Source organism: Methanomicrobium sp., assembly GCF_055145805.1.
In genome coordinates, this window is sequence record NZ_JBSREC010000061.1 from 82327 (window position 1) to 104919 (window position 22593).

General features: G+C 41.5%; 21 protein-coding genes and 2 tRNA genes. 13 read left to right on the forward strand and 10 right to left on the reverse strand.

The features are described from left to right. Positions 1–86: 86 nt before the first annotated feature. Positions 87–160 (forward strand) — tRNA-Lys (locus ACTB1O_RS05500). A 170-nt stretch (positions 161–330) separates the two neighbouring features. Here ACTB1O_RS05500 and ACTB1O_RS05505 read toward each other — a convergent pair. Further along, complete coding sequence (locus ACTB1O_RS05505; protein ID WP_462994137.1) at positions 331–1224, reverse strand: ABC transporter ATP-binding protein; 894 nt, start codon at positions 1222–1224, stop codon at positions 331–333. Between the two features lie 90 nt (positions 1225–1314). Here ACTB1O_RS05505 and ACTB1O_RS05510 point away from each other — a divergent pair, with 90 nt between their 5' ends. From ACTB1O_RS05510 to ACTB1O_RS05535, 6 genes are all read left to right on the forward strand, one after another. Next, positions 1315–3123 (forward strand): ABC transporter permease, encoded by a 1809-nt coding sequence (locus ACTB1O_RS05510; RefSeq protein WP_462994138.1) that lies wholly within the window; start codon positions 1315–1317, stop codon positions 3121–3123. A gap of 6 nt (positions 3124–3129) precedes the next feature. After that, entirely contained in the window at positions 3130–4203 is a 1074-nt protein-coding gene (locus ACTB1O_RS05515; protein ID WP_462994139.1) for an ABC transporter permease, read from the forward strand. Positions 4204–4288: 85 nt separating this feature from the next. After that, on the forward strand, positions 4289–5617 hold the full coding sequence (locus ACTB1O_RS05520) for a PEGA domain-containing protein (RefSeq protein ID WP_462994140.1): 1329 nt from the start codon (positions 4289–4291) through the stop codon (positions 5615–5617). A gap of 86 nt (positions 5618–5703) precedes the next feature. Next, the gene (locus ACTB1O_RS05525; RefSeq protein WP_462994141.1) at positions 5704–7011 is read left to right on the forward strand and encodes a methyl-coenzyme M reductase glutamine C-methyltransferase; all 1308 of its coding nucleotides are present in this window, start codon (positions 5704–5706) and stop codon (positions 7009–7011) included. 35 nt (positions 7012–7046) lie between these two features. Then, positions 7047–8999 carry an Nramp family divalent metal transporter gene (locus ACTB1O_RS05530; protein WP_462994142.1) on the forward strand — a complete coding sequence of 651 codons (1953 nt, stop codon included), beginning with the start codon at positions 7047–7049 and terminating at the stop codon, positions 8997–8999. Between the two features lie 95 nt (positions 9000–9094). Beyond that, a complete protein-coding gene (locus ACTB1O_RS05535) occupies positions 9095–10204 on the forward strand; it encodes an ABC transporter substrate-binding protein (RefSeq protein ID WP_462994143.1) in 1110 nt (369 codons plus the stop codon). A gap of 1 nt (position 10205) precedes the next feature. Here the strand turns inward: ACTB1O_RS05535 and ACTB1O_RS05540 are convergent, their stop codons facing one another. Genes ACTB1O_RS05540 through ACTB1O_RS05550 form a run of 3 tightly spaced genes read right to left on the reverse strand, consistent with a single transcriptional unit; the run spans position 10206 to position 12682 of the window. Further along, positions 10206–11021 carry a metal ABC transporter permease gene (locus tag ACTB1O_RS05540; RefSeq protein ID WP_462994144.1) on the reverse strand — a complete coding sequence of 272 codons (816 nt, stop codon included), beginning with the start codon at positions 11019–11021 and terminating at the stop codon, positions 10206–10208. Positions 11022–11032: 11 nt separating this feature from the next. Then, positions 11033–11794: a metal ABC transporter ATP-binding protein gene (locus ACTB1O_RS05545; protein ID WP_462994145.1), complete on the reverse strand. Its 762-nt coding sequence runs from the start codon at positions 11792–11794 to the stop codon at positions 11033–11035. Then, complete coding sequence (locus ACTB1O_RS05550; protein WP_462994146.1) at positions 11795–12682, reverse strand: metal ABC transporter solute-binding protein, Zn/Mn family; 888 nt, start codon at positions 12680–12682, stop codon at positions 11795–11797. Between the two features lie 213 nt (positions 12683–12895). Here ACTB1O_RS05550 and ACTB1O_RS05555 point away from each other — a divergent pair, with 213 nt between their 5' ends. The 4 genes from ACTB1O_RS05555 (at position 12896) to ACTB1O_RS05570 (ending at position 16650) form a co-directional block, all read left to right on the forward strand. Then, positions 12896–14026: an iron ABC transporter substrate-binding protein gene (locus ACTB1O_RS05555; RefSeq protein WP_462994147.1), complete on the forward strand. Its 1131-nt coding sequence runs from the start codon at positions 12896–12898 to the stop codon at positions 14024–14026. 76 nt (positions 14027–14102) lie between these two features. Beyond that, entirely contained in the window at positions 14103–15173 is a 1071-nt protein-coding gene (locus ACTB1O_RS05560; protein WP_462994148.1) for a FecCD family ABC transporter permease, read from the forward strand. Next, positions 15170–15934, forward strand: coding sequence for an ABC transporter ATP-binding protein (locus tag ACTB1O_RS05565; protein WP_462994149.1), 765 nt, complete (start codon positions 15170–15172; stop codon positions 15932–15934). Before ACTB1O_RS05560 ends, ACTB1O_RS05565 begins: the two co-directional genes overlap by 4 nt. A 101-nt stretch (positions 15935–16035) precedes the next feature. Beyond that, positions 16036–16650, forward strand: coding sequence for an FmdE family protein (locus ACTB1O_RS05570; RefSeq protein ID WP_462994150.1), 615 nt, complete (start codon positions 16036–16038; stop codon positions 16648–16650). Positions 16651–16726: 76 nt separating this feature from the next. Here the strand turns inward: ACTB1O_RS05570 and ACTB1O_RS05575 are convergent, their stop codons facing one another. Both ACTB1O_RS05575 and ACTB1O_RS05580 read right to left on the reverse strand, forming a co-directional pair. Further along, positions 16727–17632, reverse strand: coding sequence for a bile acid:sodium symporter family protein (locus tag ACTB1O_RS05575; protein WP_462994151.1), 906 nt, complete (start codon positions 17630–17632; stop codon positions 16727–16729). Between the two features lie 311 nt (positions 17633–17943). Beyond that, positions 17944–18015, reverse strand: a tRNA-His gene (locus ACTB1O_RS05580). 184 nt (positions 18016–18199) lie between these two features. On the opposite strand from ACTB1O_RS05580, the gene infB reads away from it, so the two are divergent. Both infB and ACTB1O_RS05590 read left to right on the forward strand, forming a co-directional pair. Beyond that, complete coding sequence (gene infB, locus ACTB1O_RS05585; RefSeq protein ID WP_462994152.1) at positions 18200–20011, forward strand: translation initiation factor IF-2; 1812 nt, start codon at positions 18200–18202, stop codon at positions 20009–20011. Positions 20012–20066: 55 nt separating this feature from the next. Next, on the forward strand, positions 20067–20474 hold the full coding sequence (locus ACTB1O_RS05590) for a 30S ribosomal protein S6e (protein ID WP_462994153.1): 408 nt from the start codon (positions 20067–20069) through the stop codon (positions 20472–20474). Between the two features lie 96 nt (positions 20475–20570). Here the strand turns inward: ACTB1O_RS05590 and ACTB1O_RS05595 are convergent, their stop codons facing one another. The 4 genes from ACTB1O_RS05595 to hypB form a co-directional block, all read right to left on the reverse strand. Then, positions 20571–21020, reverse strand: coding sequence for a DUF2240 family protein (locus ACTB1O_RS05595; protein WP_462994159.1), 450 nt, complete (start codon positions 21018–21020; stop codon positions 20571–20573). Positions 21021–21035: 15 nt separating this feature from the next. Then, entirely contained in the window at positions 21036–21455 is a 420-nt protein-coding gene (locus tag ACTB1O_RS05600) for a hypothetical protein (RefSeq protein ID WP_462994154.1), read from the reverse strand. A gap of 220 nt (positions 21456–21675) precedes the next feature. Further along, positions 21676–22053, reverse strand: a complete 378-nt coding sequence (locus ACTB1O_RS05605) for a 30S ribosomal protein S8e (protein ID WP_462994155.1) — start codon at positions 22051–22053, stop codon at positions 21676–21678. A 119-nt stretch (positions 22054–22172) separates the two neighbouring features. Further along, a partial coding sequence (gene hypB, locus ACTB1O_RS05610; protein WP_462994156.1) for a hydrogenase nickel incorporation protein HypB occupies positions 22173–22593 on the reverse strand: 421 nt, incomplete at its 5' end.

Here is a 22593-nt window from a genome sequence, read left to right on the forward strand (position 1 = left end):
TACTATTACGTTATATCTCAAGGGTATTTAGACAATTTCCGAAATCTTTATCTGAATACACGTGTCACTTATTTAGGCACAACAATGGGCCTGTAGCTTAGTCAGGCAGAGCGACGGACTCTTAATCCGTAGGCCAGGGGTTCAAATCCCTTCAGGCCCGTTTTTGCATTTTTTGTTTGAATTTCAAAATTATAGAGTATTAAGCCTTTTAATTTCATTTGTATCATTCAGGAATTTATTTGCGTAACCTGCGGCACCTTTTTTAAATTTTAGAAAATCTTTGTTATTTTAAAAAAAATCAACAGAAAATTGATTATATTGAAAGTTTTACTATCTTCCAATTTTTACAAGCATCTCTTCAAGGCTCGGATAATGTGATTCTATTTTTCTCACACGTCCTCCGGCTGAAGATATGCCGGCTGTGAGTTCATTTAAAGAGTCCACATCTGAAACTCTGCCGGTAACTACTCCTGCAGATTCCTGATAATCCCTTACCAGACCCAAAAGAGCGCTTTTATCTTCAAGAACAAATTCCACCTCATAAAAAACAGATCCAAACTCATCTCTTAACTCGTCCATTGTCCCGAAAGCGACCTCACGTCCCCTCTGCAGGATCATCACCCTGTCACAGAGCTCTTCCACCTGATAGAGATTGTGTGCGCTTAAGAGAATCGTCTTTTTTCTCTCCGATCGGATTGTCCGCAGAAATTCACTTATATATCTGGAAGTCATCGGATCAAGACCTGATGTGGGCTCGTCATATACAAGATATGAAGGGTCGTGAATGAGTGAACGTGCTATTGCCACCTTTCTCTTCATTCCTTTTGAGAGTTCTCCGAGTTTTTTTCTTCCGGCTTCAAGGTCGAGGTCTTTTAGAAGTTCTCTGCTCTTCTGATCAATTTTTTCAGGCGCCATGCCATATATCTCACCAAAGAAAGAGAGATATCCCTCAACTGTCATATTCTCATATAGGCGCGACTCCTCAGGCAGATAACCAAGGGTTGATTTGAGTGAATCGGGATCTTTTACAGCGTCAATATCTCCCACAAAAAGCTCACCTGATGTGGGCGCGACGAGGCCTGACATAATCTTTAGAAGTGTTGTTTTCCCTGCGCCGTTATGCCCGATTATTCCAAAAATTCCCGAGTCCTCAAGGTCAAAACTGACTCCGTCCAGGGCACGAAAACCATCATAATCCTTAACAATTGAACGGGCATGTATCATAATCCTTCAGGGATACCTATAATCAAAGCATCTGATAAATCTTATTATAGAATTAATTCAAATTGAATCAAAGACAGGGAATTAATCAAAATGTCGGATGTAATACATCAGATTAAAACAATTGCAAAGTGGGAAATTAAGCGCTTTGCGGGAACAATGAGCGGGGAAATCCTCCCTATAGCCATAGTCCTGTTTGTTGCACTGATTATTGTATCGGGATTTGCGCAGCAGAGCGGAATCCACCTTCAGGATGATATGTACACAGTTGGTTCTGATGAGAGCATATCAGCACAAATTACCGCAGGAGACAACAGATTTTCAGTATATAAGGTTCCGTCAGGAATTTCTCCGGAACAGGGCGGTTTTGATCTCGTCCTCTCACGAAACGCTGTATATGCATCTCAGGACGACAAGGGCTTTGCGGCACTGACTGCCTTTGACAGGGATTATTCAAAATACAAAATTTCACTTTTCAACAGGGAAGAGGATCTCTATGCGGCATATCCACTCTGGATAGAAGAGGAGTACATCAAAAGTGAGATTGACTTTGTTGCAACACAGAGCGGACAGAGAGCAATTGCACCGCCAGACCCCCGGATAAAACCTTATCCCGATAAGGCTCCCGTTGCAATTCAGGCACCTTCCTCAGAGATCGGAGTATCAAGAGAAGAGCTGAGAGCTGAGCTTATATCAGGCGAGAATACTGACAGCAGGGTAAGCAGATATGCTGATGTTCTGGCATCATCTGATACAACATCAAAATTCAAGACACCTGCACAGCTCTCCCCACCCCTGCCGTTTGACTCGATAATTTTAATATTCGTATTTATATTCCCGCTTTACTTCACATCACAGTTTTTCATGATGAGTATAATGAACGAGAGGATCGAAAGAAGCGGGGAGGCTCTGTTATCAACACCTGTAAAGTCATGGGCAATAATACTGGGAAAAGGTCTGCCGTACTTTTTGATGATGCTTGTAATATCCGCGATACTGACATTTCTGATTGATGCACCGCTTTTGATTCTCCTGCCGGTATTTCCTGTAATACTATTCTTCCTCTCAAGTGCACTTCTCATCGGAATGATCTCGAGGAGTTTTAAGGAGCTTTCTTTTATTTCGATATTTTTCTCAACCATTGCCACATCATATATCTTTTTCCCGAGCATCTTTGCAAATATTCACGTGGTAAGCCTGATATCACCCTTAACACTTATTATCTACGAGATTCAGGGGGACGGTTTTACATTATTTGACTATATCTACTCAACATCGCTATTCTTTTTAACAAGTGCTGTTATTTTTTATCTTGCTGCGAAAAATTTCAACGAGGAGAGGCTCTTTAACCATCATAAATTAATGCAGAGAATGATGGAGTTTATAGAATCGGTAATCTCAAAAAAATGGACAAAACTATCCCTTTTCGGAATAAGCATCTGCACAATTCCGTTTGTCTTCATGGCACAGCTTATGCTTCTTGTGCTTTTGTTCAATTTCCCGATGCCTTATTCGATAATTCTTCTCCTGTTTTTTGCGGCGTTTATTGAGGAGTTTGCAAAGTCCGTCGGCATTTACGCACTGATATCAAAAAGACCGGATTACCTCACCTGGAAAAATGTAATTTTAGGATCGGTTGCGGTTGCGGCTGGTTTTCTTTTCGGAGAGAAACTTCTCCTTTTTGCGACACTTGCGGAGATATCAGATTCCATATTCGGAGCAGTTCTTTTTGCAAGTCTTCAGGTGCTCTGGCTTCCGCTTTCGCTCCATTTCATAGGAATTCTGACAACAGCATCGATATTAAAGGCAGGCGGCAGGAGATTCTATATTCCGGCACTTATTATTTCAACAATTGTGCATAGCCTGTATAACCTGTATTTTATTCTCGGATGGGTCGGGTGACATTAAATGAATACTAAAAACTCCAGGATTATAGCCAAAAAAGAGTTAAAAAGTCTGATGAATGAGAAGACAATAATACTTGCAATACTTCTTCAGCTTTTTATTGCAATGTTCTCATCATTTCTGCTTGTCGGACTTGCATCAATGTACAACCCGGACTCGATCAGCAGATATTCAAATATTCAGTATCCTGTTGCATATACAGGGGAGCCTTCGGATGTTCTTTCATACCTTCGGGAGAGCAATGATTTTGTCGTATATGAGATGGATCTTTCAACCGCAGTTGCAGCATTAAAGGAGAGAAAGTTATCGGCAGTCCTGTGGGTGCCGAATGTGGCTCCGGATGCGGAATATCCTGTCAAAATAACACTATACACAATACAAAACGATATTCAGTCAAGTATTGTCAATGTCAAACTAAAAGAAATTCTGATAAAATACGAGGATAAACTGCGGGAGATAAGAAGTGACAGACTTACACAGACGCCTGCAACAGTAATTATTCCGCCTACAAATCCCTCAAGCGATTTTTATGAGTTCGTATACGGTCTTTTAATTCCGATGCTTGTATTTATGCCGGCAATAATATCGGGAGCCTTAATAATCGATCTCATAACCGAGGAGTATCAGCAAAACACTCTTGAAACCCTTATGTCAACACCGGTCACGTTTACTGAGATGATCTGGGGAAAGATTCTGGCATGCTTTATTCTCGTTCCCATTCAGGCCGCAGGATGGATTCTCTTATTAATGGCAAATGGAATTGCCATTTCAGGTTTTGTACCTATCCTCCTTCATGTATCCGCAGGTTCACTGTTTCTGATTCTTATCGGAGCACTTACAGCTCTTAAATACCGAGAACGAACCAATGCACAGTTTATTTTTTCTGTGGCAATTGTTGTTTTAATGTTGTTTATCCTCACAGTCCCGATGAACACAGCCAATATCATCGTCAGACTCTCTGTTGGATCGATAGGCCCTGAACACTGGCTGATTTTGATTTTGATAATAGCGGCAGCCTTACTTCTCTCATATATTACAACACATTACACAGAGAGAGTTAAGATGAAATTTATCTGAAAACCACAGGATTTTAATAGTTAATCTTGCAAATCAAAGACAAAATCATTAAAAGGAGAGAGGTTGTATCTCTGGATTGATTAAAATGTCTCTGAAAAAAGCTTTTACTTACGGATTTTTGTTTATCGCAATACTTGCGGTAATGGCTGCACCAGCGAGTGCAGAAGGAATAATTGGAAACCAGATCGGTTGGATTGCATTCCACACAAATGTTGACGGTGCGACAATCTACGTTGACGGTGCTGCATCGGGAACTACGGTAAACCAGGTATATACCTTAACAGTTTACCTTGACGGAAGTCCGTCCAGTATGCCAACGAGTGCATACGCTTCAAAAGCAGGATACCAGGACAGTCACACACAGAGCCTTTCCGTGCCGAGTGCAGGAGAGACCATAAACTACTACATGACCCTTAACCCAGTCGGGCCTTCCACCGGTTCAATATATGTGACATCATCACCTTCGAATGCGATGGTATATATTGACGGTAACTATGTTGGAAACACCCCGCAGTCTTCAAGTGGATTCGCTGTGGGAAAACACAATGTTGAAGTGAAAAAATCCGGTTATCAGAACTGGGCATCGTCTACATCTGTTACTGCAGGAGGAATGGCAAATGTCTATGCAACTCTTGTGGCAGTCGAATCACACGGAACCATCTCAATCAGATCAACCCCGTCAGGTGCAAGTGTTTATCTTGACGGAAACTATCAGGGCCAGACACCAACAACAATATCCGGTGTTGTAAAAGGGGCACACACGGTGGAGCTTAACAAGGCAGGATATAATGAATGGGTCGGCCAGGTAACAGTATACTCCGGGCAGACATCAACAATCTACCCGACACTTCAGCCCCTGCCAACACCGGGAACAGGAACAATCTATGCATCATCCACACCAGGAGGAGCATACATCTATCTTGACGGTTCCTACGTGGGAGTGACACCTAATTATGGAAACTACGTAATTGACAACGTTAATGCAGGCACTCACACCATTTCCTTCAAACTTTCAGGATACAAGGATGCAACATCCTCGGTTTCAGTAATAGGCGGGGGAACGGCAACAGTCTCAGTTCCACTGACACCGACGAGTTCGCCAGCCACATCAGGCACTCTTGACATATCCTCAACACCAACAGGCGCAAATGTCTACATCAACAATGAATACAAGGGAATAACTCCGTTCTCAATATCACTTGCGGCAGGACAGTACTCTATAGCATTCAGACTTCCCGGATATACAGATTCAACAACAATCGCGACTGTGAATGCAGGTGCAACTTCAACAGTTCAGGGATCACTTGTTCCTATATCACAGCCGACACAGTCAGGAACACTTCCGTTTGCAGCAGTCGGGGGACTTCTGCTTGCAGGATTTATGATTGTTGTAGCAGCAAGGAAAAAGGAATAAACAATTCCCTGAATTTTTTTACTTTCAATTAATTTTTTATGATCTGTTTTTATGCCTTTACTCTGTAAAATTAATACAGAGATTTTATGAAATTTACCGTCATATCGCCTAAGATATATACATACGGGGCAATGCTGATTGCCGGAATACTAAAAGACCATGGCAGTGACGTCGTTATAAAAAATACGCTCTCCGCACGCCCAAAGGACACAGTGATGCTCAGTCTTTACTCAACCCAGCACCTGATGTCGGAGACTATTATAAATTTCATATCGGAAAGAAGGAAAAACGGCGGTATAGTCTACATAGGAGGACCTGTATCAGCATATCCTGAGATTGTTCTTGGCGAATTAAATCCGGATGCGGTTTTAACAGGCGAAGGTGAGGAGACAGTTGTTCAGGTTGCTGATAAGGGCATTACAGATAAAATCCCCGGAATTGCATACTTTGGACCAGAAGGTGAAATCATAAAAACCCCTCCTGCAAAACCTGCGTCAATGAAACGCCCTCTTCCCATGATTCCTGCCGACATTGCAAAACAGAGCATCAGAGGTGCATCCGCATATATAGAGACACACAGAGGATGTACCGGTGCATGCACTTTCTGTCAGGTGCCCAGATATTTTGGAAGGGATATCAGAAGCAGGGATTTGGAGGATATTTTAAAAGAGGTCAGGGAATTTAAAAAACGCGGCGCAAAAAAGATCTCTGTTTCCGGAGGAACAGGCTCTTTATACCAGTATAAAGACGGAAAGATTGACGAAGACTCCTTTGTCGAACTCCTAAAAGGGATGGCCAAAATTATGGGGAGCAAAAACGTCTCCTCACCGGATATAAGAGTTGACTGTATCAGTGACAAAATCCTTGACGCAATCAGGGACTACTCAATAGGATGGGTATTCTTTGGTCTTGAATCAGGAAGCGATGAAATTTTAAAACATATGGGAAAAGGGGCAAAAATCAGTCAGGCGTCTCAGGCCATAAAAAGATGCAGGGAACACGGCCTTAAGGTTGCAGGCAGTTTCATTGTCGGACATCCGCTTGAAACAGATGAGGATTACAATAAAACAAAGGATTTAATCTCCGAACACTGCCTTGACGATGTTTTTGTATCAATAGCAGAGCCTATTCCCAAAACACCGCTTGCAGATCTTGTCTTAAAAACCCCGCGTGAGAATAATCCGACATATATGCCCCATGAAGGGGAATACAGGGCTCTTAAACTTACAGAAAGCGAGGCGAGATCCTTTGATCTTCAGATGCATGCCGACATGTACAAACCCGGTCTGCATGTTGTAACAGATGAAATTTTTAACACCTATCTTACAGGTGTCAGAAAAGACGGCATTGAGGTTCGGGCAGCAACTGAACTTTTGTACAAATATTACAGCTAAAATTTACAAAAGACTACAAAACAGAGACTTCCAAAATGCTTCCAAGAATCAAAGACTACATCCCGGAAAACATTTCCGACAAATTAAAATTTATTGGTCCGGGTCTTCTGCTTGCTATCGCCGCTGCTGGTGAAAGCGGAATCTCAGAAGCGGTTGAGATAGGTGCACATTACCATTTTGAGCTTATCTGGGTAATTGCCTTAACACTGATATTTAAATTTGCCTTCACAAACGGAATCGCGAGATACACGCTTTCAACAGGCGAGACCATATTTGAGGGGCTTAAAGCAATTCCCGGTCCAAAAAACTGGACTGTAATATTTGTTACAATAATATTTCTCCTTGAGATGTTTGCATTCGGCGGAATGCTTCTCTACGGCTCCATCTTTTTGGATTATTACCTGCCGGGAATATATTTTGAGAAGATTCTTGCTCTTTTGACCCTTGCAATAATTGTCTTTCTTTTGTGGAAGGATTCATACGAAAGGGTTGAGATCGTTGTTATTGCAATTGCAATCTCCCTTTTTGTAGGAATCGGATATTGTCTTTTAGAATTTAACCTGCCTTTTGAGTCTATTGCCTTTGGACTTATTCCTACAGTCCCCAGAGGTTCTGTTCTCTCCATTATGGCACTGATGGGTGCCGTTGGTTCAGGTTTAAATCTTCTATTATACTCGGTATGGCTTCACGAAAAGAGTAAGGGAGAACACGGCCCGGCATTTTTCAAACGCTATATAGGAAGCGTAAATTTTGATCTTGTCCTTGCATTCTTCCTGGTTTCAGTAGTAACTGTTCTCTTCCTTACACTTGGTGTAAGCGGCTTTGTGGTATCTTTTATAGGGCACGGAGAAGAGCTGACAATTGACACAATAATTGTTCAGGTATTGTATGTACTCTCAAACGTACCCTTCGGAGACTCGTTCTTTTTGATATTCGGGTATCTGATTATGTTTGGTGCGACTGTTACGGGAATGGATGGCCGTGCCCGTGCGATATCATCAATTATTAAAAGTTCTTCAGAGACAAAAATCCCGGAAAAACAACTATACAGGATTCTTCTGGCAGTATTTGCACTCATAATTGTCTCGGCAATACTTCTGGGAGAACCTGCGTTTCTGATCCACTCTGTTGCAGCAATTGCCTCGATTATGTTTGCACTTCTCGGTTTTATGGTTGTGTACCTGGATCTGAAGCTTCCTGATTATTCACGCGGCAACAGGCTCTGGCTTTTTGTTATGCTGCTTGGAAGTTCAGGATTCCTTTTCATGGCTCTGATGATGGAAGGCTCATTAATCTCACTGGGTCTTCCCTTAATAGAACGCCTCGTTCTGCTCATAATTCCGGTTTACATCTTTATGAGAACTGATCTCTTCAGAAAGTGCATAACAAAACGCCTGGAGTTGTCAGATCTCATCTGGGTTATTCTTATATTCGGCGCAATTTCGGTTTACGGCACATTCAGAGGAATTCCCGTTGAGGACCTGATAATAAATGCCGGTCATGTCGGGCCAATGATTGCAGGAATTATCTGCGGGCCTTTCGCAGGTGCAATGGCAGGGCTTATAGGAGGAGTATATCTTCTTGATACAGGTGGAGTAATGTCTCTTCCGTTTGCATTTGGAACAGCGGCAACAGGTATTGTGGCAGGCTGTCTGATGAAATACTGGAAAGAGAATATCACTTATTCCAAAGCGGCAGTGATGGTAATTATTGCAGAAATTGTAAATTTTGTAGTTCTTCCCTTAATATTCGGAGCAGATCTCTCGTTCATAGCAGAACATATGCGGATTAGTTTTCTGCCAATGCTTATTGCCAATATGACCGGCATTTTGATCTTTGTATATTTCCTAAAAGAAGGCGGACACAGCTTTATTAGCAGACCAAATGAGAGAATTGCTCATAATCTGGCAGTTGGAGATGAGATCAATAACTCCTCTGATATTACTCAAAAAGACAATTCAAAAATTTCAGCGGAGGATAAGAGATGAAAATAAGATCATTTCAGAAAAAAATATCTAAAAAAATATCCTTATCAACAGTTATATTTTTGATAATAATTATCTCAGGCATTTTTTACTTTTTTATGTATAACTTTGGACCTGCACCTGAGAGTTATCCGGATGAGATAAAAATCGGGGCAATCCTTCCCCTCTCCGGAGATATGAAGACTTACGGTATCGAGATAGAGCAGGGCATTGAAATGGCAGTTGATGAGATAAACAAAAACGGAGGAATCCGTGGAAGACCACTTGTTGTTGATTACTTTGATAATCTCGGAAGTTCAAACCTTGCTGTTTATGCCTTTAAAAACTTTGCAGACAATAATGTGCCGGTTATCATTGGTCCTGTAACAAGTACAAATGCACTTGCTCTCGCACCTCTGGCAGAAGAGTATGAAACAGTCCTTATCTCACCTACTGCCACAAATCCGGGGCTTTCTGATTATCATAATTATGTATTCAGAACTATATCCTCAGACATATACCAGGGAAGGGGCATTGCAAAGGTTCTTCCCACAATGAACCCGGATGTTAAAACAGCCGCTGTTTTATACATGAACAGTGATTACGGCATCGGGCTTAAAGACTCATTTGTGGAATGGTTCCCACAGGCAGGAGGAGAGGTGGTTTTTTCCGAAACATATGAACCCGGTGAAGAGAACTATTACAAAATTATTGATCAGATAATCAACAAAAAACCCGATGCCGTTGTCCTTTTAGGAACAGTTGAAGACGGAAAGAACATCCTGAAAAACGCAGAGGAGAGAAAACTCGACGTGGTCTGGTTCTGCTCTGAAGGACTCATAAACGAAGAGATTCCGGAATATGTCGGTGAATATTCGGAAGGCATTTGTGCTCTCATGCAATCAAGCCAGATACAGTCAGATAAATTCATTAGCCAGTATATGGCGAGATATAATACAACAGGAATTGACTGGCCGGTTTCTTACGGATATGACACCACAAAAGTTGTTGCAGAGGCCCTGGGAGCCTCGGATTACAACGGCAAGAGCATAAGTGAATCATTAAAGACAATCAGATACGTGGGACTCTGCGGACCTAAGGTGTTTGACAAAAAAGGTGACATCCCGCCTGCATATGATATTATGAGAATTGAGGATGAAAAATGGGTGAGAGTCAGGTGGAATCAGGTTGTTTTTAACCATGATGAAGAGCATTACGAAGAACACTGATTTAGATGTTTTTCCTCTCATTTATGCTTTTAAGGGCTATAACAATCATATAGATAAAAACACTGAATAAAATTATTGTAGCTCCTGACGGCACATTCAGATAATAAGAAAGAAAGATTCCGGTAGTTGTGAAGAATATTCCGACAACTGTGGACAGATAAAACATTTTTTTCAGATTTTGGGTAAATTCACGTGCAATTGCTGCGGGAAGTGTCAAAAGAGCAATTACAAGAATTATCCCTACCACCTGTATTAACATCACAACAGTTACTGCAATCATAATCAGAAGAAGTGTGATAAATCTCTCTGAAGGAAGATTCATGACACTTGCATATTCCTCATCAAAAGTTACCGCAAGGAACTGATTGTAGAAGTACCATATCACAAATATAATTCCTGCAAGAAGGACTGCCATTACCAGAAGTTCTGATGAGGGAACAAGGAGTATGTTTCCAAAAAGGTAGCCGAAGAGATCAGGGGCAAATCCCGGAGTCAGATAAACAAGCATGATTCCAAGCGCCATTCCAAAAGCCCATACAGCGCCGACAAGTGTATCAAGATGCTGATGTGAAATATTTCTTATCTTTGCAATCAGCCCTGCTGTTGCAATACAAAAAACCATTGCCCCTGCAATTGGATTAAAACCAAAAAAATAACCAAGACCGATACCTCCAAAAGCGGCATGTGAGATTCCGCCTGAGAGTGAGACCATCCTTTTTACAACAACAAAACTTCCGATAATCCCACAGGCTATGCTTGCAAGAATTCCTGCCAGAATTGCATTTCTGAAAAATTCGTATCCTAAAGCTGCCAGCATAAAAATTCCTCCTATTTTCTGTGGTCCCCAAAAACCCTGTGCGGAAGTCCGTGTGCGATAAGATCAACCGGACACTGATAAGCATCAAGAAGCATATCGTCAGTTATATGGCTGTCATTGTGAGTGAAAAGTTTCCTGTTAAGACAGGCAATGATATCGACATTTGAGGAGAGAACACCGATATCATGTGTTACAAGCACAATAGTCATCTTTTTGTGAAGCTCTGTTAAAATATCATGAAATTTGTCCTCTGTCGGAGAATCCACATAAACCGTGGGTTCATCCAGAAGCAGAACCTTTGGTTTTCCAACTATTGCCCGTGCTATTATTGCCCTCTGCTGTTCTCCTCCGGAAAGTTCACCAAGACTTCTCTCAGAAAGATGTGAGATTCCAAGAGATTCCAGTGCCTCCCAGGCAAGCTCATTGTCATAATCAGAATATTTTTTCCTCAGACCCTTTATGTGCCCGAGCCTTCCGGTCAGTACCATCTCCCTGACAGTTACAGGATACTGAAAATCAAATGTGTGAAACTGGGGAACATATCCAAGAAGGTAACGATTCTTTTCAGGACTCCCCCCGTATATACTGACATGCCCTTCTTCAGGTCTGATAAGACCCAGTATTATTTTAAGGAGTGTTGTTTTTCCCCCTCCGTTCGGACCGATAATTGCATAAGACTGGCCCTCCTCGATTTTAAATGACACATTATCAAGAAGTTTCTGCCCTTCCCGGTATACAGTTACATCCCTGACATCAACAGCTGTTTCTGACAATTATTGTACCTCCGCAAATGCCTGTGCAACAGATTCCATATTCTGAATATAATTTTCCGAGAGTGGATCTATTAAAACAACTCTTCCACCAATCGCTTTTGCAATTACATCTGCACTTTTTGTGCTGAACTCAGGCGATGCAAATACAACTTTTATATTGTTCTCTTCTGCCTGTCTGATTAATGCTGCAAGTCCTGCAGGTGTCGGTTCTTTTCCATCAATTTCTATCGGCATCTGCCGCAGATTATAATCTCCTGCAAAATACGACCATGCCGGATGATAAACCATTATAATTTCACCTTCCCTTCCTGCAAGTTCATCCCATATGGTTTTATCCAGACTGTCCAGTTTCTTTTCGTACTCAAGGAGATTTTTACGGAAGTACTTCTCATCCTCAGGGCTCAGACTGACAAGACCGGAACAGATATTCTCGGACATTATCTTTGCATTTTTTATTGAGAGCCAGATGTGAGGATCTCCGTATGCTCCCGCATCATCTCCATTTATCATCTTAACACCCTTTGAGCAGTCAGTTATCTGAAGGTCAGGGTTTAAATTTTTAATTTTATCCATCCATGCCAGTTCAGATTCAATTCCGGACCCTACCTTTGCGTACATAGATGCTTTTGATACATCCGTCAGCTGACCGGAAGTAAGCTCTGATGAATGTGGACTTGACCCGGGAGTAAGCATAACAAAAACATTTACCTTATCTCCCCCCACAGTCTCAACAAATTCTTTCTGAGGCGGTATGGATACTGCAACAGAGATTAAAGAATTATTCTCATCTTTTAGAGTATTAACAGACGTATTATCAGTACATCCTGAAAAAAAAACCAGAATCAGCGATACAGTCAGTAAAAAAACTGATAATATTTTTATGCTCAAATGCATAGTTTCCTCTTTTTTAATCTATTTTTGATATTATCCCTTAAGTTATAATTTTTTTTGGTCAGATGCTGCATATGCCTGATCAACTAAATAAAAAAACCATTAGCAATAGTTAATATATAATTTTTATTGATACAACTTTGTTAACACCCAATTAGAAATTGTTATTACCAAAAATTACAATAATTAATATTAAGGAGAAAAAATTTGATGAAAAATCACATTCTTTTGACAGGCCTTCTTGCAATATCACTTGCAGTTATATTTTCATGCGGATGTACAGGACAGGGAGAAGTCCCTGATAATTCTGTGGATGCCATAAACAGCGGAGCCACAGTTACAATTACTGATTCTCTCGGAAGAGTTGTAACAGTTCCAAAAAACCCGGACAGTGTTGTCTGCTCAGGCCCGGGTTGTCTGAGATATCTTACATATCTTCAGGCCCAGGATAAGATAGCAGGTGTTGATGACATCGAAACCAGAGATACTGTTTTTGATGCCAGGCCCTATGCTATTGCAAACCCGCAGTTTAAGGATTATCCACTTATAGGTGAATTCCGCGGCAATGATGATCCCGAAAAGATTGTTGCCGCAAATCCACAGGTTATCTTTAAAACTTATGTGACATCACAAAGTGATGCTGACCAGCTCACTGAGAAGACCGGCATTCCGGTTGTTGCCTTAAATTACGGAACCCTGAGCACTTACCAGGATGACATGTACTCCTCTCTTAAAATAATGGGAGAAGTTATGGGCAAAGAAGAGAGAGCAGATGAGGTCACTGCCTTTTTTGATGATATGATAAATGATCTCAATAGCAGAATTGCTGATGTGCCTGCCGGTGAAAAAACGTCCACATATGTCGGCGGAATAGCATACAGCGGCCCTCACGGATTCCAGTCAACCGAGCCTGCATATCCCCCGTTCACATTTTTGAATGCTGATAATGTTGCAGGTTCACTTGGAACAGAGCATGCCGACTGCGCAAAGGAAAAAATAGTGGAATGGGACCCGGAAATTATCTTTGTCGATCTCTCAACACTTCAGACAGACCCCAATGCACTGACTGAACTCAAAGAAGACCCTTCATACCAACAGCTTGGTGCTGTTAAATCAGGTGAAGTCTACGGAGTTCTGCCATACAACTGGTACACCCAGAATCACGGAAGTATAATGGCGGATGCATATTTCATAGGAAAAGTCCTCTACCCTGAGAAGTTCTCAGATATTGACCCTGCCAAAAAAGCGGATGAGATCTACACATTCCTTGTGGGAAAACCTGTATTTAACGAGATGAATGATGCCTTTTCAAATAAGGCATTTTCAAAGATTGAGCTATGATCCTGTATGAATTATATTTCATACAAATTTTACATTTAGTCAGTTTCAAAGAATAAAAAAATACAGGATAAATAAAATGCATTTAAACGACGGAAAGATTCCTGAAGAATACAAAAGATACACGGGAAGGAAAGTATCAATAATAGCCGGCGGGATTGTTATTCTCTTTTTACTGCTGATATATTCAATATCGGTCGGCGCAGTAAACATTCCGTTTTTTGAGGTGTTTGAGACTTTAACACTGCAGCACCAGTCAGCACAGTGGCAGACTATAATCTGGAATATACGTCTCCCGCAGGCACTTGCGGCAGTCGTTGCCGGAGCTGGACTTGCAGTTGCAGGTGTTGCAATGCAGTCAATTCTCAGAAACCCTCTTGGTTCGCCATACACACTTGGAATTTCAAATGCCGCCGCATTTGGAGCTGCATTTTCGGTGATTGTACTTGGAACAGGAACGATGCACAGCACAGGTGCAGATGCAATAGTTCTGAACAACCCGTACATCACAACAATAATCGCGTTTGTGTTCTGTCTTATTGCAACAGGAATTATTCTTGCAATATCAAAATTAAGAGGTGCATCGCCCGAAGTTATGATCCTTGCAGGTGTTGCAATAGGATCACTTTTCACTGCCGGAACAATGTTCCTGCAATATTTTGCAGATGATGTACAGCTTGCCGCAGTTGTATTCTGGACATTCGGTGATGTGGGAAGGGCTGACTGGAGTGAACTGATTTTCATGGCAATCGTGACAGTTGTCTGCTCTCTCTATTTCCTTATGAATATGTGGAACTATAATGCAATTGATGCCGGCGATGAGACTGCAAAGGGACTTGGAGTAAATGTTGAGAGAATAAGACTTGTCGGGATGGTTGTATCAGCGTTTCTATCGGCGGTAATAGTCTCTTTTCTCGGGGTTATCGGCTTTATCGGACTTGTCTGCCCGCATATGACAAGAAGACTCATCGGAGATGATCACAGATTCCTGATACCGGGAACAATTGTTGCCGGAGGGATACTTCTCCTTGCATCAGATACCGCTGCAAGACTGATTCTTGCGCCCCACATCCTTCCTGTGGCGATTCTTACCGCCTTTATGGGTGCACCCGTATTCATCTATCTTCTTATCAGGGGGTATACAAGATGATTCTGGACATTAACGGAGTTAAATTCCAGTACAAAAGCAGGGAGATTTTAGACGACATCTCATTTTCAGTTGAAAAGAATGAGATACTGACAATTCTCGGACCGAACGGAGTCGGAAAAACAACCCTGCTGAAATGTATAAACAGGATTCATCACCCGAAATCAGGCTCAATTTTTGTAGGGGATGAGGATGTCATGAAAATGAGTCTTCCCGGGATTGCCAAAAAAGTGGGTTATGTTGCCCAGAACTCCGAGAAAGGAAGACTTACCGCATACGATGCAATCCTTCTCGGCAGAAAGCCGCACATCACATGGAGTGTCTCTGATAAGGATATAAAAATGGTTGAGGCCGTAATAAGAAGGCTTGGGATGCAGGAGCTTACAATGCGCTATATTGATGAGATGAGCGGCGGCGAACTCCAGAAGGTGTCTATTGCAAGAGCGATTGTACAGGAGCCTGAACTTCTGCTCTTAGACGAACCCACAAGCAGTCTTGACTTAAAAAACCAGCAGGAGATAATGCGCATGATATCAGAAGTTGTCAGAGGTCACAATGTATCTGCGGTAATGACAATGCATGACATAAACACGGCTCTGCGTTTCTCAGACAGATTCCTGATGTTAAAGGACAACAGGATTTTTGCTGCGGGAGGACCTGACGTGATAAACCCTGAAAACATAAAGCAGGTCTATGATGTTGATGTAGAGGTGGAATTATTAAAGAGCGGGCCTGTTGTAATACCGGTATCGGGAAATATTTAGCTGCAAGAAGAAAAAAAGAAAAATAAGGCTGACTTTAAATTATTTTAACAGTTAAGGAAATTTTCATATCATCAAATCAAAAAAATATCAGGAGATTAATTATGACAGAAAATATCAAATCATTCGAAGAAGCAGTGGAATTTCACGGGCATTACTGCCCGGGACTTGCATATGGCTATAAAGCCGCTGAGTACGCATTAAAAGAACTTTTCCACGGAAGAAGCAGGGATGAAGAACTTGTGGCAGTTGTCGAAAATGATGCCTGCGGAATTGATGCAATTCAGTTTCTGACAGGATGCACAATAGGGAAAGGAAACCTAATCTTTCGCGATTACGCAAAACAGGTATATACTTTCATAAAGCGTGACGGCAGCGATGCCGTAAGACTCGTTTTAAAAGATAAAACCTCAATGGCAGACCTCGACAAAAAAACAGGAGAACTTGGCGATAAGGTCTTTTCAAACACTGCAACAGATGAGGAAACAAAGGATTTTTTTGAGAGAAGAATCATCGTTATGAAAAAAATTCTTGAGATGCCGGGAGATGAACTTTATGATCTTAAACATATAAAAGCCGAAATCCCGCAGAAAGCAAGGCTCTTTAAATCAGTTAAATGCGCAAAATGCGGAGAAACCGTTGCAGAGTCCAGAGCAAGGGTTGAGAACGGACAGATTGTCTGCATACCCTGCTTTGAAGAGTACTCACGCGGCTGGTAAACCTAAAAATTTTATACCTTTTTTTTCAGTACCGGATAAATTTGATCAAAATCAGATCAAAAAAGATTTCAGAAATTCATTCTGATTTATGATTATATTCAGACAGGATTGTCTTTTTACCGGCTTTATAGTCCTTACGCAGCCAGTATCCGGCAAGTCCGCCTGTCATTATGGACTGAATAATTATATAGATAATTATCATGATTATGGCGACCGGCATCATTGAAAAACTGCTGACAACAATCAAAAATGCAACACCTGCATTTCTGTTGGCAGAGCTTATTGCCATGGATTTTTTCTCTCCCAAAGTCTCTCCTCCGTAAAAATAACCCAGCAGAATTGATATCAGGACAACGACAATAATTGCAGGAATTCCGCATGTCCCGAATACATGTGAGAAGAAACCTCCGTTTGACTCCTGCAGGAATATTATCAGAAGGGACATCACAATTACGATTAAAGCCGAGATATTTGAAGTCCAGAACGCCGGGTTTGTGAGCCTTTTGGCAAGTTTTGGCCTGTGCGAACGCAGAAACATTCCGAAAAACAAAGGAACCATCTGGATTAATGCAAGCGTCTTAATTACAGGCCAGGGATCAATTCCGGCTGAGCCCGGCATTATGAATATAAGTGTTAACGGCGCTGAAAAGACTGCGATAGTACATAAAAGAAACATAAGACCGGTGGAGTGGCCTACATCACCATTTGCGGCTTCTGTAATTCTCGGAGCATAGGATGCACCGGGTGCACAGGCCATTATCAGAAAACCAATTAAAACAGCACCTTCCAGCCTTAAAACGGATGCAATCCCTATCGCAACAATCGGAATTATTAAAAGATTGAAAAGAAGCGAATGAGTAAGCATCCCGGGCCGTTTGAAAGAGTCAGCGATGTTTTCAAAGGACAGACCAAGACCTATCGAGAGCATTGACGATATTATAAATACATAAATCAGGTCGAGAAGAATCTGGGTAATCAACACAGAATTATTTTACATTTACCATTTATTTATAACCCGTTGCAATGAATTTTCCTGCTTTAAATTATTTTATTGGATATGAGATTGTCGTTATCCCGCCTCCTGAGCATACCCGAAAGGGTATGCTTGAAGGGGGCTGTCATAACGACAATATAATAGCCTGAATTTTTTGAGTCTTTATGAAAAAAATCTCAGACTGCACATTCCAGTCTGAAAGAAAAATGTAAATAAAAAATGGAGAATTGCAACATTTATTATTTTTAATAAATCATAGCAAAAAATGCTTAAAAACAAAAAAATAATCTCTTCGAAAAGGCCGGGGCCGAGATTTGAACCCGAGTCCAGGGAGCCACAATCCCTGAGGATAACCACTACCCTACCCCGGCTAAACTGCTCTATTAAATTTAAAAGACATTACTAATTAACATATCCATTTTCACTTAAAAATATGCAAAATACAGGGGACTATTAATATTGTTTTATGTGCCAATAATAGACAGGTAATTTCTTAAAGTCCGGCGAATTTTAATACAAAAATAGCTGCCGGGGACTTTATCGGAGGGCATAACAATGGCTAAAAAAAAGGACAAGGGAAACAAACAGAATTCAGGCAATAATTCAATCAGAACACCAATAGTCTGTGTACTTGGCCATGTTGACCACGGAAAAACTTCCCTTCTTGACAAAATAAGAGGCTCTTCAGTTGTAAACAAAGAAGCGGGCAAAATAACGCAGCATATAGGAGCTACAATAGTGCCTCTGGAAGCAATCGAAGAGATGAGCGGGACTAAGGGAAAGCAGAATTTTGATGTTCCCGGTCTTTTGTTCATCGACACTCCCGGTCACCACGCCTTTACAACACTCAGGTCAAGGGGAGGCGCCCTTGCAGACATGGCAATCCTTGTCGTTGATATAAACGAGGGTTTTCAGCCCCAGACAATAGAAGCGCTGCACATTCTGAAAAATTTCAAGACGCCATTTGTTGTTGCGGCAACAAAAATTGACAGAATACACGGATGGAGAAAAAACCCGAATTCCCCCTTCATGCAGTGCTATAATGCACAGAATGACCGAGTGAAAACAGACATAGAAACCAAAACCTATGAACTTGTCGGGAAACTCTCGGAAGAGGGTTTTAACTGTGAAAGATATGACAGGGTGGAGGATTTTCAGAAAAACATCGCAATTGTGCCTGTAAGCGGAATCACAGGCGAAGGTCTTCCTGACCTGTTAATGGTGATGGTAGGTCTCGCCCAGAGGTACATGACTGAAAACCTTAAACTAACTGTTGAAGGTCCGGGAATAGGAACAGTTCTCGAAGTAAAAGAAGAACGCGGACTTGGCACAACCCTTGACGTGATACTGTTTGACGGCACCTTAAAAGTCGGTGACGAGATTATAGTCGGAGGAAACAGCGGAGTCATTGAGACAAAAGTACGCTCCCTCCTAAAACCACGCCCCATGCAGGAAATCCTCACGGAAGACAGATTTGAGAGGGTAAAATCAGTAAATGCAGCAACCGGCATCAAAGTTGCAGCACCGAACTTTGACGGGGTTGTTGCAGGTTCCCCGCTTATGGTTGTGAAAGGCAACAGGGACGAGATCGCCGACAAGATTCTGCATGAGATGCAGGACATAAACGTCAAACTCTCTGATGAAGGCATATTTATCAAGGCTGACACAATCGGTGCTCTTGAAGCCCTTTCAAAAGAGCTTGAACAGCACGAAATTCCAATCATGCGTGCCGAGGTAGGTCCTGTAAGCAGACACGACATAATTGAGATAACAACTGTAAAAAATCCGCTTATGTCAGTACTTCTGGCTTTTAACACAACGATGCTTCCTGACGCAACAGAAATGCTCTCAGAAAAACAGAGCGAAAATGTCAGGGTATTTGAATCAGGAGTTATTTATCACCTTATTGATGAATATCTGGAATGGGAAGAGAAAACGCGCCGCGATATGGAGAAACAGAGTTTTGAAAAACTCGTCATGCCGGCAAAGATCACCCTCCTTCCCGACTGCATATTCAGACAGAGCAACCCCGCAGTTGTAGGAATAAGAGTGCTGGGCGGTAAACTTCAGACCGGCACAAACCTTGTTCATCTTGACGGCAGGAAAGTCGGAAGGATAAAACAGATGAAGAAAGGTCAGGACAATATCCATGAAGCCAACGAAGGAGAAGAGATTGCAATATCAATCGAAGGTCCGACAGTGGGGCGTCAGATAAATGTCGGCGACGGATTATACGTCAATATTCCGGAACACCATATAAAAGTGCTTGAAAAGGAGATGCTTTCACATTTAAACGACAGTATGAAGATAATACTGGAAGAATTCACAAGCATGAAAAGAAAGGAAGATCCCTTCTGGGGAAAGTAGAGTTTTTAATGTTACAATACAAAAATATAGAGACCTAAATATTGGAGTTCTAAAGATGGCAGATTTAAAAATAGTCCTCTCCGACCCTAAAACAGGAAAGGCATACAATGTAGAAGCAACCGGCGGTATGGCGGGCGCACTTATCGGAAAAACAATCGGACAGCAGATCAGTGGAGATGCAATCGGTTTTGAAGGATACAAAATTAAACTTACAGGCGGAACTGACAGAACAGGCATTCCTGCAAGATCAGACCTTCCGGGAGCAGGCAAGAGGAAACTTCTTCTCTCCGACGGAGTAGGGTTCCACGAGTCCTATGACGGAGAGCGCCGCAGAAAAACAATCCGCTGCAGTGAAATCACATCAGACTTTGTTCAGGTAAATGCAATAGTCATTGAACAGGGTGCAAAATCACTGGAACAGTATTTCGCCCCGGAACCTGCAGAAGAAGCTGCAGCAGAGTGAATTCTAAATAATTATTTTTTATATTTTTTTATCTCATTTCCCGCTTTAAAAAAAAAGAACAACGCGGTTTAATTTAAAAAAATGCTTTTTTATAATTCAGATGCTTTTTTGAAGACTTTTTAAAAGTGCAGGAAGTTTTTCTTCAAATTCCACATTGTACTTTCTTGCAATGATAACTGTTGCAGCCTCAAATCCAAGATTTCCATCAAAGTCATTCTTAATCAGGCCGTTTATTTCGGCGACCACATCACCGACACCAACTCCCTTTTTATGTGCAATATCCTCAGCAAGAATCTCGGCAGGGTTGTCCTTTACAAAAATCTCTGATGAAGGCTTGTACCCGAGAGGGATATCTACTTCCGATACAGCAAATACAGGTGATATCATACCTCCGGACTCCTCAACCAGCCCTTCATTTACAGCCATCCGTATAATCTGTCCTGCCTGATCGCTGTTCATCCACCTCTTATCGATCGTCAAAAAGTAGATGATTTCCCCTTTTTTTAACTGCTCCTTCCTCATACTTTTAAACGGAGCTGAGATCACCGTTTTTAATGTCAACTAAAACGCACCTGTTATCAGTTTTTTTACATCATAGGCATCATTACTGCCCCTTGTACCTTCTTTTGATACAAAGCATTCAGTCATCATGCCGTTCTCATTCACCCTGAGATAGTACACTGTCTCTGAACGGGGGATTCTTCTGTCCCCCGTAAGAATTGTCTCTTTTAACGTAAGCATGAAATCAGCCGCATCAGTAAGGTTGTCCAGAAGATCAGGAATATTTTCCACAGGAATCATAAGTGTCTTTGAATCAGCAACGGATACTAAAAAATCAAGCCTTATCAGTTCTTCTCCGACCCGCTCGGTTACATGTGTGTTATTCATCCCGACAACAGTTCCCACAACATCAAGGAAAGGTCTTTCAATATCAAAATCGAGGTCACACCTTAGCGGAAAACGGTGATATATTCTGCGCATTGGTACAATATGCTTCCTGTATTTATAAAAAGTGCACGTAGCAGTAAAATGCATAAACCATTAAAAGACCCGAATACTGTCAGTTCAATAATCAACAGTCTCAAAAAGATCTCCTGGGTTAAAAATTAAGAAAACTTCTGCCGGTAAAAACTGATCTCTTAAAAAAAATCAGAAAAAACATCCATACAGATGAAAAACGTAAAAAAAACGACGAAAAAAATTATTCAACCAGAACGGCATTAATAATTCCGTCCTGACCAGGTCTTGAGACAATCTTTGCATTTCCCATCTCTGTCTTAATTACCGCACCCTTTGTTAAAAGGTTACGGCGGACATAGTTAGGATTTGCAGTGTTTGCTTCCACATTCTCAATTGCAACTTTCTGTGATTTGCCGGTTTTTGGGTCTGCAACATTTGCAAATGATGCACGAAGTGCACGGACCTTGGTGTTTCCGCCATGTGTGCGGATGATTTTGCGGCGTTCTGCTCCGATATGAGTATCTGCCGGTGATCTTCCTATCTCCACTCTTCTCTTACTGCGTGATAATTTCAGGCGACCGCCTGTCTCACTTCTTATTGATCTTCCTTGCCAAAGCATTACAATACACCTTTAATTTGATAACTCTTTGATTTTCCGGAGTTTTCTATTTAGCTCCAAAAACTTCTGAAGTGCTATATATATTCATTTTGAAGTTATTTAACTGCACCGTAAAAGTCTCATCTGAGGATCTCTTCCACAAGTTCCAAAACTCCCTCGCCGGTCTTTAAATTTGTCTTAAAAACAGGCATAATGGGATTATAGCGATGGACATCCTCTTCCATTCTTTCAATATTACATCCGACATATTCTGCAAGGTCAACTTTGTTGATGACTGCAATTGTCCCGTTTCTAAACATCATAGGATGTTTATTTACAACATCATCACCTTCGGTTGTTGAAACAACAACTATTCGCTTTTCGGCACCTAGGGAGAAATCTGTCGGACATACCATATTGCCCACATTTTCTATGAAAAGCAGGTCTATCTCATCAAGAGGGAGATGACTAATTGCATGTTCAACAATATGTGCATCAAGATGACACTCCTTACCCGTATTTGCATTTACAGCAGGAATCCCGGTTGAAACAATTCTCTGA

What these genes read in the sequence shown, in the direction of transcription:
- ACTB1O_RS05505 (WP_462994137.1), bottom strand. Translation starts at nt 1,224, where the DNA reads ATGATACATGCCCGTTCAATTGTTAAGGATTATGATGGTTTTCGTGCC.
- ACTB1O_RS05510 (WP_462994138.1), top strand. Translation starts at nt 1,315, where the DNA reads ATGTCGGATGTAATACATCAGATTAAAACAATTGCAAAGTGGGAAATT.
- ACTB1O_RS05515 (WP_462994139.1), top strand. Translation starts at nt 3,130, where the DNA reads ATGAATACTAAAAACTCCAGGATTATAGCCAAAAAAGAGTTAAAAAGT.
- ACTB1O_RS05520 (WP_462994140.1), top strand. Translation starts at nt 4,289, where the DNA reads ATGTCTCTGAAAAAAGCTTTTACTTACGGATTTTTGTTTATCGCAATA.
- ACTB1O_RS05525 (WP_462994141.1), top strand. Translation starts at nt 5,704, where the DNA reads ATGAAATTTACCGTCATATCGCCTAAGATATATACATACGGGGCAATG.
- ACTB1O_RS05530 (WP_462994142.1), top strand. Translation starts at nt 7,047, where the DNA reads ATGCTTCCAAGAATCAAAGACTACATCCCGGAAAACATTTCCGACAAA.
- ACTB1O_RS05535 (WP_462994143.1), top strand. Translation starts at nt 9,095, where the DNA reads ATGTATAACTTTGGACCTGCACCTGAGAGTTATCCGGATGAGATAAAA.
- ACTB1O_RS05540 (WP_462994144.1), bottom strand. Translation starts at nt 11,021, where the DNA reads ATGCTGGCAGCTTTAGGATACGAATTTTTCAGAAATGCAATTCTGGCA.
- ACTB1O_RS05555 (WP_462994147.1), top strand. Translation starts at nt 12,896, where the DNA reads ATGAAAAATCACATTCTTTTGACAGGCCTTCTTGCAATATCACTTGCA.
- ACTB1O_RS05560 (WP_462994148.1), top strand. Translation starts at nt 14,103, where the DNA reads ATGCATTTAAACGACGGAAAGATTCCTGAAGAATACAAAAGATACACG.
- ACTB1O_RS05565 (WP_462994149.1), top strand. Translation starts at nt 15,170, where the DNA reads ATGATTCTGGACATTAACGGAGTTAAATTCCAGTACAAAAGCAGGGAG.
- ACTB1O_RS05570 (WP_462994150.1), top strand. Translation starts at nt 16,036, where the DNA reads ATGACAGAAAATATCAAATCATTCGAAGAAGCAGTGGAATTTCACGGG.
- infB (WP_462994152.1), top strand. Translation starts at nt 18,200, where the DNA reads ATGGCTAAAAAAAAGGACAAGGGAAACAAACAGAATTCAGGCAATAAT.
- ACTB1O_RS05590 (WP_462994153.1), top strand. Translation starts at nt 20,067, where the DNA reads ATGGCAGATTTAAAAATAGTCCTCTCCGACCCTAAAACAGGAAAGGCA.
- ACTB1O_RS05600 (WP_462994154.1), bottom strand. Translation starts at nt 21,455, where the DNA reads ATGCGCAGAATATATCACCGTTTTCCGCTAAGGTGTGACCTCGATTTT.
- ACTB1O_RS05605 (WP_462994155.1), bottom strand. Translation starts at nt 22,053, where the DNA reads ATGCTTTGGCAAGGAAGATCAATAAGAAGTGAGACAGGCGGTCGCCTG.